This window comes from Asticcacaulis benevestitus DSM 16100 = ATCC BAA-896 (assembly GCF_000376105.1).
Lineage (GTDB): Bacteria > Pseudomonadota > Alphaproteobacteria > Caulobacterales > Caulobacteraceae > Asticcacaulis > Asticcacaulis benevestitus.
Genome location: NZ_AQWM01000019.1, coordinates 18717 through 30777, shown reverse-complemented (window position 1 = coordinate 30777; position 12061 = coordinate 18717). Strand labels below are relative to the sequence as shown.

Here is a 12061-nt window from a genome sequence, read left to right as displayed (position 1 = left end):
ACTTAGCCCTTGATCATGTTGAAGTGTTCGACGACCGGGCCAAGCGCGAGCGTGGGCGCATAGGTCAGGACACCGACAATAAGGATGACGCCCACCAGAACCGCGACGAAGAGCGTGGTATGGGTGGGAAGCGTGCCGGCAGAGACAGGAACGGTCTTCTTGGCGGCCAGCGAGCCGGCGATAGCCAGAACTGGGATGATGATGAAGAAGCGGCCAAACAACATGCAGAGACCGAGCGCCGTATTGTAGAAGGGCGTGTTGGCACTGAGGCCGGCAAAGGCCGAGCCATTATTGTTGGTGGCCGAGGTGAAGGCGTAAAGCACTTCGGTAAAGCCTTGCGCACCGGGATTATAGATGCCCGCCTGCCCGTCCTTCATCATGACCGCGATGGCGGTGCCGATGAGGACAAAAACGCACGGAGCCAGCATGGCGACCGAAGCCATCTTGATCTCGAACGCCTGGATCTTTTTGCCGAGATATTCCGGCGTGCGGCCGACCATCAAGCCAGCGATAAAGACGGCGATGATCACGAAGATCAGCATGCCGTAGAGGCCTGAACCGGCGCCGCCGTAGATGACTTCGCCGAACTTCATCAGGATCAACGGCACGAAACCACCCATCGGGGTGAAGCTGTCGTGCATGGAATTGACCGAGCCATTAGAGGCTGCCGTGGTGGCGGAGGCCCAAAGCGCCGAGTTGGTGATGCCGAAGCGCGTTTCCTTGCCTTCCATGTTGCCGCCGGATTGAACAGCACTGGCAACCTGATCGACACCGAGGTGGTTAAGGTGCGGGTTACCAGCTTGCTCGGCCGAGACGCAGAGCAGCAGGAGCGGAATGAAAATTACGGTCATGGCGGCCAGAACGGCGAAGCCCTGACGTTTATCCTTCACCATCACACCGAAGGTATGGCAGCACGCCGCCGGAATCAGCAGGATGGCCAGAACTTCAAGGAAATTGGTGAACGGCGTCGGGTTCTCGAACGGATGAGCCGAGTTGGTGTTGAAGAAACCGCCGCCATTGGTGCCGAGCATCTTGATGGCTTCTTGGCTGGCCACCGGCCCCATGGCGAGGGTCTGGTCGGCGCCTTGCAGGCCGTGCGCGGTGACATAGGTGCCGAAATTCTGGATGACGCCTTGTGAGCCCAGAATGACAGCGAGAACCAGCGCCAGAGGCAGGAGCACATAGAGATTGGCGCGGACCATATCGACCCAGAAGTTGCCGATACCTGCGGCCGATTTGCGGGAAAGTCCACGGATCAGCGCGATCATCACCGCCAGGCCGACGGCCGGGGTGACGAAGTTCTGCACGGTCAGACCGACCATCTGGCTGAAATAGCTCATGACGGCTTCGCCGACATAGGATTGCCAGTTGGTGTTGGTGACGAAGCTAACGGCCGTGTTGAACGACAGGTCCGGCGTCAGGCCGGGCAGTTTCTGCGGATTAAGCGGCAGCAGGTTCTGGAAGACGAGGATCAGGTAGAGAACAACAAAACTAAGCGCCGAAAAGACAAGCGTAGCGATGGCGTAGTCCTGCCAGCTCATATCCTTCTCGCGATCAATGCCGCAGATGGCATAGATACCTTTTTCAAGCCAGCCAAGCGCCGGCGACATAAAGGTCTTTTCGCCTTGGAAAACCTTGGCCATATAGCCACCCAGCGGCACAACGCACGCCAGCAGCACGACCATATAGAGAGCAAGCTGCAACCAGCCATTGCCCGTGATAAATTGGGACATAGTACCCTCTGTGATTTACGGAAAAATTTCGGGTTTGATAAGGGCAACCAGCAGGTAGCCCAACAAGGCGATAACAATCACGCCTGCACCTATATAGAGTTCGGTCATTGGCCGTTCTCCCGCAGCCGCTCGCACAGCCCAACGAAAAGAGCGGAGACGACAAAGAACGCCACCCCGCCGGCAAGATAGATAAAAGTCATGGCTAAAGCCTCCTGGAGGTCTGATTGACTCCAGGTGCTTTAGACGAGATCGTATATAGGTAGTGTATAAACTGGGGCCTACGCCATATAGATTTTGTATAGGAGCTGAGCTGTCAATCCGATGGAAAAGTGTATAGACAGCATATATGTCAGGCTTAGCCGAGCATAAGCTGTATTGGCTAAAGTGATTTTCTCGAAGACTGATCAAGCGGTTCAGCTTCGCCGCTCTTCCCATTTCAATCACTTCGACTTACATATGAATACACATGAAAATCAGGCTTGGCGCGCCATAAATTATACACAATATATACGGCCATACCTCAAAATTATACACTTTCTATACGCCAAAACCCCTATCAGATCGTCTGGCGAGGGCGCCACGCGCCAACGACGCAATCCCGTTGTCGTAAGGCTGGCTGCATGGTTCCGAATTCCCCTCAATATCTGCATTTCGTGATTAACCTGGCAGTGCTTGCGCTGTGTATCGCGCCCATGGGCGGCTATCTCAGCCGTGTCTACCGAGGCAAGCCGACTTTCCTCTCTCCCCTGCTCTCCTGGTTAGAAGCGCAACTCTACTGGGCCGCAGGCGTGGATGCAGAGAAGGGCATGTCCTGGAAATCATATGCCCTGTCGGTACTCGTCTTCTCAGGTTTCAGTTTTGTCGTTCTTTACTCGGTCCTGATGCTGCAGGACCTGCAAGGGGTGTCACCGGCTCTTGCCTTCAAAGTCGCAGCCGGCTTTATCACCAATTCGGGCGTGTCTATGCCTGCCCCCGGCAGTGCGCTGACCCCAGCAAGTCGCATGCTGGGACTGACCGTTCAGAACTTCCTGTCGGCCGCCGTCAGCATCTCCGTCTTTGTGGCCGTGACACGGGGCATTACGCGCACCGCATCGGGTAACATTGGAAATTTCTGGGTCGATCTCGTCCGGTCCGTCTTATACGTCCTGCTGCCTCTGTCTTTGGCCTATGCGCTGCTCATCGCCACCGCAGGCGTCGGCGACGCGATCGAAGCCTACGCCGTCTCAAACCTGGGACACCCTTCAACCGCTTCCAATGGTCTGGAGGCTGTTGCAGCGACCGAGACACTCAAATTAACGGTCACGCAAGCGGGGAGCTTCGTGAACGCCAATAGCGCGCACTTGGCGGCCGTCTCAACGCCATTGACGAGCTTGATCGACTTTCTGTCTCGCTGGCTGATACCGGCGGCTTTGTGCTGGACGTTCGGGAACATGATCAGGGACAAGCGCCAGGCCTACCTCCTCTTGGGGGGCGTGGTCGCTTTGTTTGGCGTATCTGCGCTGACGTCCACTGAGTTCGCTCAGAATCCGGTTGGCACTTTGGGCGGGCTGGCCGACCGAAACGGAACGGTTTTGTACCTCTTGGTCGCCCTGATGACACTGACGGCCTGCATACGTAGATGGGTCCTGGGCCGGGGGCTTGTCTATAAGGATCACAAAGTAGGGCGCTTTGATCTTACAATGGCATTGACAGCCTTACTGGTTCCGGCGATCGCCCTCGGCGCCTTTCACCTTCTCAGTTTGAGCCTGCCCGCATTCGCTTCGCCCCTTTCCGCGCTTGATGCTCTATGGGGTGGCGCCATCTTGTTGAGCCGTTTCTGGATCATGATACCTGCGCTCGCCATCGCCGGTTCATTCGCGACGACTCCGCGGTCTTCTGACGGTCAAACCAAATGGTCTTAAAATCCGTTCAAGTAAGACCAGCCTTGGTCCTTCTCCTAACCTTCACGGTTCTGCTGGGCGGCGCCTACCCCCTCCTTGTCAAAGCCCTCGTCGAGAATGCGTGGAACGCTCAGGTGAGCGATACGGCCATTCGCGACCGGACGGGCCAAATCCTGGCGTCTACCCTAGATGGCGCACCTGTAGATGCGCCTCAATATTTCTGGGGCAAAATTGTCAACGCAAAGGGTGCAGACTGCTACGAAAGCCACCGCGCGTACACTCTGGAGTGTCGCCGGTTGGCGGATGAGCGTCTCCAGGCACTGAAAGCACTTCCCAATGCGCAGGTTCCGGACGATCTGACCCAATTCGGCATACCCGGAGACATGCCGCGGATTAGTCCAGAGGCCGCAGCCTTCCAGGTTCATCGCATTGCACAGGCTCGAGGACTGAGTGACACCACGGTCTCATCGCTCGTCGAGACCTCCCTGCATAATCCGACCTATGAACTGGGCGGCGGGCTTTACGTTAACGTTCTTGAGCTTAACCTGCGCTTGGACGGTAAACTGAAATGAGCGGCCCCATCTGCAGCCTGCGCGCCCTTCTCTTTATTCACATTTGTCCCTTGCGGGACCTCTTCATCTAGTCAACAACCAATGGTGTTGAACGGAGATCGATTATGACGGGCTTACCCCCATCACCGAAGACTGAACGACCTGCCGGGCACCCGCAGACGGATGCTGGGTCACCAGCCGTCGAAGGGACATCTGACTTCCCAAGCGCCCAGCCAGATGCCAAGACCGCCATTGAAGCCGAAGCCATTGAAAGTCACGGCCATGGCCACACGGGGTTCTGGGGCTTGGCGGTGGGCGCGATTGGCGTGGTATTCGGCGACATAGGCACGAGCCCCCTCTACGCCATGAAGGAAGCCCTACACCACACCCGCGCCGGCACCAATCCTCAACTCGCCACTTTCGGCGTTATCTCGCTTGTGTTCTGGGCGCTCCTTCTGCTGGTGACGGTCAAGTATGTCATCTTCCTGATGCGGGCGGACAACAAGGGCGAAGGCGGTACGCTCGCCTTGATGGCTTTGGCACAAAAGGCGCTGGGCAGATATTCCCCGACCGTGTTCTTCCTGGGCATGTGTGGGGCGGCGCTCTTCTACGGCGATAGTCTGATCACCCCCGCCCTATCGGTCATGAGTGCGATCGAAGGCTTGAAAGATGCGCCCGGCGTTGGGCACAGCGTCGATCGCTATATCGTGCCGATTTCGATCGTTATTCTGGTTGCCCTGTTCATGGTACAATCCAAAGGTACAGCGAAGATGGCCAGGTTCTTCGGGCCGATCATGCTGGTCTGGTTCATCGTTATCGCTGCCATGGGGGCATACTACATTGTTCAAAAGCCCATGATCCTCCAGTCGCTGAATCCGGTTTACGGTCTCCAGTTCCTGATTGCGAACGGCTTTACCGGCTTTGTAATCCTGGGAAGTGTCTTCCTCGTTGTGACCGGCGCTGAGGCGCTTTATGCCGACATGGGTCACTTCGGTAAGCGGCCCATCAATATGGCGTGGCTCTGGCTGGTATTCCCCTGCCTCACCATGAACTATCTCGGCCAAGGGGCGTTGACCCTGATCGATCCGACCGCGCACGAAAATCCCTTCTGGCGCATGGTACCGGACGTGTTCTACTGGCCCGTCATGCTGCTGGCCACGATGGCGACAATTATCGCCTCACAGGCGGTTATCACCGGCGCCTTTTCCATGACCCAACAAGCGGTGCAACTGGGCCTGATGCCACGCATCGAGATCAAGCGTACCTCTGAGACGCAGGCTGGTCAGATCTTCGTGCCGCAGATCAACACGATGTTGATGGTCGGCGTACTTTTCCTGATCGTCATGTTCCAAAGCTCTGACAAGTTGACGTCGGCCTATGGCATCGCCGTGACCGGCACGATGTTCATTAGTACCATCCTGGCCTATATCGTTATCCGCAAGGTCTGGCTCTGGTCAAAACTTCGCACCCTTTCCCTCCTTATCCCGCTTGGAGTCATAGAGGCTATATTTATGGCCTCCAACCTAACCAAGTTTTTCTCTGGCGCCTGGATGCCCCTCGCCTTCGCCCTAATACTGATCCTGGTCATGTTCACCTGGACCAAGGGGTCGCAAACACTGGCCGAAAAAGCCAAACGAGACAGCGTCTCTATCCTTGACCTTGCGGAAATGCTGAACCGCCGCCCGCCCCACCGCATAGCCGGCACGGCAATCTTCCTCACATCGGATGCCGATTCAGCGCCCGTCGCGCTCATGCACAACCTGAAGCACAACAAGGTGTTGCATGAAAAAAATATCATCCTGACAGTTAAGACCACCAATACGCCGCGGGTCAATGAAGCCAATCGCATCACCATTGACACGCTAAATGAAGACTTCAAGCGGATCACGATCGCCTATGGATTCATGGAGAGCCCCAACCTGCCTCGGGCGCTCGGGATGTGCCGGAAACTCGGCTTGAAGTTCGACATCATGTCCACGAGCTTCTTCCTGGGCAAACGCAATGTTGTGCCGTCGGCGAATTCAGGCATGCCTCTTTGGCAAGACAAACTTTTCATCTTCCTGATCAAGAACGCCGCCAATCCGACCGAGTTCTTCCACATCCCTCCTGGCCGGGTTGTGGAACTTGGTACGCAAGTCACAGTTTAGGTCAAACGTGTCATGGAAGGCACTAAGACCCGACAAAAGCGATCTGCGATGGCGTTCCGATGATCTCCGCTTCCGTGTCGCGACAAAGCTTTCGGGCGACATGTCACGACGGCAGAGGGCGGCGTATTTTCTGGTGAGCGCGTCTTCGGCCGTCCGTTAAGGGCCGAAAGGCTGAGACTGCCGGGGGCCGTCCAAGAGCGCGTGGCAGCAAGAGCAGCTTATGCCGCGCGGACAGTTTCAAGGAACCTGTTGACCTCTGAATTGAGGTTCTCCGCCAAGTTGCCGAGCTCCTTGGCAGCACCGAGAGATTGTTCCGCAGCCGCCCCAACTTCGGTTGAACCCGCCAGAACACCCGACATCCGCTGCGAAACTTCACCTGATGCGTTAGCGACATCCGATGTGGAACGCCCGATTTCCTGAACCGTCGCCATCTGCTCTTCAACTGCAGCCGAGATGGCAGTGGAAATATGAGAAATCTCACCTATGGTTCTTGTGATCTCAGCGATGGCTTCAACAGTATTGCTCGTGGAGTTTTGAACTCCTGCGATCTGCGCCACGATGTCACTGGTGGCTTTGGCTGTTTGCGATGCCAAACCCTTGACCTCAGTAGCAACCACAGCAAAGCCCTTGCCCGCCTCACCAGCCCGCGCTGCTTCAATCGTCGCATTCAACGCCAGCAGGTTAGTTTGCGATGCTATGGTCCGGATCAAGCCCACAACGCCACTTATGTTGGATGCAGCATCAGAAAGTTCCCTGACAACTACTCCTGTCTTTTCCGCAAGCTCTTCAGCACACTTAGCTATTCTCGCAGATTGTGCCGCCTGATTGGCGATCTCAGAGATAGAGGCACTCATTTCTTCCGTCGCTGACGCCACTGTATGGACATTCAAGGCGCTTTCTTCGGCGGTTTGTGTCACAGCACGGGACTGTTCAGTCGTCTGCTGCGCGGTGTAAGTCAGAGTTTGGGCTGAGGCTTCCAGTTCCGTTGATGCCGCCGCGACAGCAGTAACCATCTTGGAAATACTGGCTTCAAATCCATCTGCCAGATCAAGCATAGCCTGCCGCTGTTCGGCTTCTGCTTGCTTTTTTGCGGCTTCGCTATCTTCCCTCTGTTTTTCAGCCTCAGCAAGACCTTCCTTGAATATACCCAAGGTTTTCGCCATCAGTCCGATTTCGTCGCCACGATCCTGACCGTCAATATGCTGTTTGAGATTGCCGTTTGCGATAGAGTTCATCTGGTTCGTGAGACGACCAATCATCTTGGAGATATCGGCAAAGGCGATGAAACCTGCCAGAGCGGTTATACCGACCGTCATCAGTATAGATATAATCAGTCCGTTACGCTGTTTATCGTCCAGAGCTTTATTTAACCCAATGATTTTGTCAGCATTCTCTTTTGCTTTTTGATCCGTCAGGCTCTTTAACTCGGTCCAAAACGCTTCAACCTTCTCAGTCTCGGTCGCCAAAATTGGCCCAAGGGTCGTATCGTTTTTCAGAGCGCGTGGAACAAGATTATTCTTGGCATTTTCATAGAGGGAATTGAAGCGGGTCTTGAATGGCGCTAATGCCGCTTCATACTCAGGCGCAACCGATACAACCTCAGAGTATCTCTGATTAAAAAGCTCATTTGATTTATTTATGTTTCTATTCATAAGTTCACAAACCGAACTTGGACATGTTTGATAAGCAATTCCATTCTCGGAAGAGAGTAAAATATACGCAAATTGATTCATCTGCGTAATTTTTACGATAGCAGGATCAAGCTTGTCTGTAATTCTCTGGTATTCTGCTTGCGCCGAGTCCATACTATTATTTTGCCACATAGTCGTGGCAATGCTAGAAATTCCGAATACAAGTATTATGCCAAGAATCTTGTAGCCAATCTTGATATCAGATAGCTTCATAACGCAGCTCCCCGGTTATTGTAACAACCAGAGAACGCCGTTTTAATTAAAAACTCTTTAAGCCCCTCCTACACGCATGGATTTAGTACCATCGGCGTCAAAATGGGGAACGACAAAAAATATCTGGCCGCTTCGGCAATATTCCCACCGGTGAGTTAATGACTTTTTTTTGTGCTCTTCAATTCCTCCGGCCAGCGGCCCTACCTCTTACGGTTCAAGGCGCCGGGTGGAGGTGTCTAAACTTCTTGATGCGATATCGAAGACCAGACGCAACATGTTACCGCCCTGGGAAAAGGCCTATCAAATAGGCCTGATGACCATTCTCGTGGCAGGACATTACTCTCCAAAGCTTACGACTAAGGCTATGCAAGCTCATCCCGTTTACCGCTCCGGCTGAGTGCCGAATTTACGCCTCGATACAAAACCTCCACCTAAATACGTATTAGTTGCAGGTTTTATATCCTGCATCGACCTGTACGCCAGTGCACGACGTCAAGCGCCTTCCTACTCAGGATTGGACGGATTCATATGGCGCCAATTTGCGACTGGACAGACTAGCTCGTTATTCGGTTTGATCCTCCCTTCCCTATGCGCGGCAGTTCAATGACTGGTTTTGTTGGCCCAAACCGGTCGTTTTGGCAATTGGCGCGACCCAGGAAGAGGACACTCTCGCCGGGTCCTAAGCAAACTTGAATTTTGAGAAATCGTGATATCTACTCTTCTTTAAATCGACTCCATTTCATTCTCCGTTCTTCTTTTAAGGCCAGAGACTGCCCTGTGGCAGAGGCAAGTTAAGCTGCGTACGGGTCTTATGCGGATTCCTTCGGTAGCAGTCAAAGTTTGAAAACTGGCGTATTTTGTGAATTGGATGGCGTGTTTGGTGGATGAAACTGGAGATCGATAGAGCGATATTGTGGGCCTCAAAAAGGAACACCACATGTCAAAAAATTCAAAGCTAACCAAAACCGCGGTCGTGACCGGAGCCTCTTCCGGTATGGGCCATGCCATCGCGCAACAACTGATCAAAGATGGCTACCGCGTGTACGTCGCGGCCCGAAGCATTGATAAGATGAGCGATCTGGTTGCCAAAGGCGCCATTGCCATCAAGATGGATATCTCCAAACCCGCAGACATCGACGCGGCCGCACAAACCATTTTAAGCCAAGCCGGAACCGTCGACGTGCTGGTCAACAATGCGGGTTACGGCCTGTTCGGGGCAATGGAAGATATCGGCATCGACGAAGCGCGCTATCAGTTCGAGGTCAATGTCTTCGGCCCCGCACGACTTACCCAGCTTCTGCTGCCCGCCATGCGCGAGAAAAGATCGGGCACGATCGTGAACATCACCTCAATGGGTGGCAAGATATATACCCTTTTGGGGAGTTGGTATCATGCCACCAAGCATGCCCTTGAGGGCTGGTCAGATTGCCTGAGGCTGGAACTTGAACCTTTGGGTATCCGGGTGGTCGTGATTGAACCTGGGATAATAGACACTGGTTTCGGAGATGTGGTTGTGGACGGTATCCTCAAGCGATCAGGGGATGGCGCCTATGCCGAGGTGACGCAGCGCGTCGCCAAGGTGACACGCCAAAGCTACAAGCCGGGCACCGGCACGAAGCCAGAGGTGATCGCTCGCGTCATATCCAGAGCCGTGAAGGCCCGCAGGCCTAAAACGCGTTACGCCGCCGGCCGGTATGCCAAGATGATGATCAGCGTTAGAAAATGGTTTGGTGACCGCGCCTTTGACAGCCTTATACTTAGCCAGATGAAGTAATTCTGCATTTTAGAGATAGAAAGGGACGCAAGGCGCTATGACCAGCCACATTCCCGCAGACCGTTGCAAGCTGCCCCCCGCCTTCTGGCGGGCTCTGGAAAGGTGCGGACTTCCGCCGGTGGCGGTGTTGCGTCAAGCGCGGCTACCCGCCACTGTGTTGGGCGGGGCGCAGATCGTCAGTACCAGCCAGTATTTCGCCGTATGGCGTGCGCTGGAGACCTTAAGTAGCGAGGCGGCTTTCGGGATCAGGCTGGTGCAAATGTCTGACCCGGAAGGCTATCCCCCAGCCTTTCTGGCTGCCTATTTTGCGCGCGATTACCGTGATGCCTTGATGCGAACGGCGCGGTTTAAGCGCCTCTGCACGCCTGAGGAACTTTATATAACGGAAACCGAGCATGAGGTCACCCTGACCACAAAATGGCTTTTTGCCGTGGAGCCGGAACCAGCGGTCTCTACCGATGTGGCGTTCGCCTTGCTATTATCCATTGGCCGTCACGGCACAGGGCAAAACCTGACGCCTTTGCGGGTTGAGTTGATGCGGCCAAATTCACAAGGCCGCGCGCACCAGACCTTTTTTGGCTGCCCGGTCCATTTTAGTGCCGCTCGAAATGCCTTGATCCTGAAGCCGGGTGACCTTGAGCGTCCGTTCCCTGGTCATAATCCCGAGCTGCTTGAGATGTTGACGCCAGCCCTTTCTGCCGCACTGGGGGAATTGGACGCTAGTGACGCCACCGGAGATCAGGTGAAGGCTGTTCTCAAGGGCAAGCTTGCCAGCGGGCGTCCTGAATTATCGGAGGTTGCCAGAGACTTGGGTTTGAGTGAGCGGACACTGCAACGTCGGATTACAGAGGAAGGTACGAGTTTTCGAATCCTACTTAATGACGCCCGCCGCGAATGGGGCTGCCAGCTTCTGCGCGACGGGACTTCCGGGATTGACGAAATCGCCTACCTGTTGGGCTATCAGGACACCCGCTCATTTTGTCGCGCCTTCCGCGATTGGGAAGGCATGCCGCCAAGCCGCTGGAGAAAGACGATGGGAGATCAACCGTTACTACCTGATGGGACAAAGGAGGCATTGCGCCGAGCTGGCGCGAACAAGAGTATGTCAGATTAGACATTTTGGCGTAGCGGTTTAATGTCCACAAAAGGGTGCCAAGCCGTCAAGTTCCTCGTGGAGCCGCCGTCCAGACGATATATCTTCCCTCTGACAATCTGGAGCGAAAGTCATCGTGAGGAAATTAACTTGCCGTCAATAGCCAATGCTTTGCCGTCGGCGGACGGCGTGAAGATTACTTCGGTGGTCTGGCTGGCCTGGCAATAATAAGTGTCCCATTGTTCTCGCCATTGACCAGTGGAATCCGGCGGAGACACGACTCGGATATCATAGACGAGAGGCACCATGCCGCATTTGATATCTGGGCGGTTGCGCCGGTCTTCCTGCACCTGATTGACGACGTCGGCTTCGGTACGAGCCTGTATACCTGGCGTGGTCAGAGAGTGGCCGGCTTCCATCATATTCACTTTAGGCATCAGAGCCGGCGCGACATACTTGCTCATCAGGTTCAGCCGATAGGTTTTACCGCAGCCTGCGACGCGGATATGCTCGATTGCCGCCGAGCCGTCGGGTGCCGCTGCTGTGGCCAGAGTTATAAGTTCCGGAAACCGCGGCGCGGAAGCTATTCTAGCCTCACTGGACTGCGTCGGAATCTGATCCAGAGTGGGTAGATAGGCGGTGCGGTCGTCGGTCACTGCCTCAAAGCCTTCACTTTCAAGCGACATCACTTTGCAAACACCGAAATAGCGTTCAATGCGGACATCGATACCATCCAAAGCCAGTTCGGAATTGACCGCAGCCTCATAGGCCGGCTGGCCCAAAGGGCCGGTCAGGCTTACCGGACGGGGGCTCAAGCCCGACAAAACGGCAAAGGCAACGAATAGACCGGACATAAAATCTCCCCCTCGGTTCACAACAGATGGTAGCCTGCAACTGCGCACCGGTTCAAGCCTGACAAGGCAATTCCCGCGAACCAGCATTCGACTATATGGCCTGACGCGCTATGCTTCACGCAGAG

General features: G+C 54.8%; 9 protein-coding genes. 5 read left to right on the top strand and 4 right to left on the bottom strand.

Annotated features, from left to right (window positions below; all coding sequences use genetic code 11):
• Positions 1-2: 2 nt before the first annotated feature.
• Both kdpA and kdpF read right to left on the bottom strand, forming a co-directional pair.
• Positions 3-1733 carry a potassium-transporting ATPase subunit KdpA gene (gene kdpA / locus B060_RS0116070; RefSeq protein ID WP_018082827.1) on the bottom strand — a complete coding sequence of 577 codons (1731 nt, stop codon included), beginning with the start codon at positions 1731-1733 and terminating at the stop codon, positions 3-5.
• Between the two features lie 15 nt (positions 1734-1748).
• Positions 1749-1841: a K(+)-transporting ATPase subunit F gene (gene kdpF, locus B060_RS0116065; protein ID WP_018082826.1), complete on the bottom strand. Its 93-nt coding sequence runs from the start codon at positions 1839-1841 to the stop codon at positions 1749-1751.
• A 512-nt stretch (positions 1842-2353) separates the two neighbouring features.
• Here kdpF and B060_RS24875 point away from each other — a divergent pair.
• The 3 genes from B060_RS24875 (at position 2354) to B060_RS0116040 (ending at position 6311) form a co-directional block, all read left to right on the top strand.
• Positions 2354-3634, top strand: coding sequence for a potassium-transporting ATPase subunit KdpA (locus tag B060_RS24875; protein ID WP_018082824.1), 1281 nt, complete (start codon positions 2354-2356; stop codon positions 3632-3634).
• A gap of 23 nt (positions 3635-3657) precedes the next feature.
• Positions 3658-4185, top strand: coding sequence for a potassium-transporting ATPase subunit C (locus B060_RS0116050; protein WP_157405659.1), 528 nt, complete (start codon positions 3658-3660; stop codon positions 4183-4185).
• A gap of 104 nt (positions 4186-4289) precedes the next feature.
• Positions 4290-6311: a potassium transporter Kup gene (locus tag B060_RS0116040; RefSeq protein ID WP_081606893.1), complete on the top strand. Its 2022-nt coding sequence runs from the start codon at positions 4290-4292 to the stop codon at positions 6309-6311.
• Between the two features lie 218 nt (positions 6312-6529).
• On the opposite strand, the gene B060_RS0116035 is transcribed toward B060_RS0116040, so the two are convergent.
• On the bottom strand, positions 6530-8215 hold the full coding sequence (locus B060_RS0116035) for a methyl-accepting chemotaxis protein (protein WP_018082820.1): 1686 nt from the start codon (positions 8213-8215) through the stop codon (positions 6530-6532).
• A gap of 937 nt (positions 8216-9152) precedes the next feature.
• Here B060_RS0116035 and B060_RS0116030 point away from each other — a divergent pair.
• Positions 9153-9989 (top strand): oxidoreductase, encoded by an 837-nt coding sequence (locus B060_RS0116030; protein ID WP_018082819.1) that lies wholly within the window; start codon positions 9153-9155, stop codon positions 9987-9989.
• A gap of 37 nt (positions 9990-10026) precedes the next feature.
• Positions 10027-11103: an AraC family transcriptional regulator gene (locus B060_RS0116025; RefSeq protein WP_018082818.1), complete on the top strand. Its 1077-nt coding sequence runs from the start codon at positions 10027-10029 to the stop codon at positions 11101-11103.
• Positions 11104-11213: 110 nt separating this feature from the next.
• Here the strand turns inward: B060_RS0116025 and B060_RS0116020 are convergent, their stop codons facing one another.
• The gene (locus B060_RS0116020) at positions 11214-11936 is read right to left on the bottom strand and encodes a hypothetical protein (RefSeq protein WP_018082817.1); all 723 of its coding nucleotides are present in this window, start codon (positions 11934-11936) and stop codon (positions 11214-11216) included.
• Between the last annotated feature and the right edge of the window lie 125 nt (positions 11937-12061).

What these genes read in the sequence shown, in the direction of transcription:
- B060_RS24875 (WP_018082824.1), top strand. Translation starts at nt 2,354, where the DNA reads ATGGTTCCGAATTCCCCTCAATATCTGCATTTCGTGATTAACCTGGCA.
- B060_RS0116040 (WP_081606893.1), top strand. Translation starts at nt 4,290, where the DNA reads ATGACGGGCTTACCCCCATCACCGAAGACTGAACGACCTGCCGGGCAC.
- B060_RS0116030 (WP_018082819.1), top strand. Translation starts at nt 9,153, where the DNA reads ATGTCAAAAAATTCAAAGCTAACCAAAACCGCGGTCGTGACCGGAGCC.
- kdpF (WP_018082826.1), bottom strand. Translation starts at nt 1,841, where the DNA reads ATGACCGAACTCTATATAGGTGCAGGCGTGATTGTTATCGCCTTGTTG.
- B060_RS0116025 (WP_018082818.1), top strand. Translation starts at nt 10,027, where the DNA reads ATGACCAGCCACATTCCCGCAGACCGTTGCAAGCTGCCCCCCGCCTTC.
- B060_RS0116035 (WP_018082820.1), bottom strand. Translation starts at nt 8,215, where the DNA reads ATGAAGCTATCTGATATCAAGATTGGCTACAAGATTCTTGGCATAATA.
- B060_RS0116020 (WP_018082817.1), bottom strand. Translation starts at nt 11,936, where the DNA reads ATGTCCGGTCTATTCGTTGCCTTTGCCGTTTTGTCGGGCTTGAGCCCC.
- kdpA (WP_018082827.1), bottom strand. Translation starts at nt 1,733, where the DNA reads ATGTCCCAATTTATCACGGGCAATGGCTGGTTGCAGCTTGCTCTCTAT.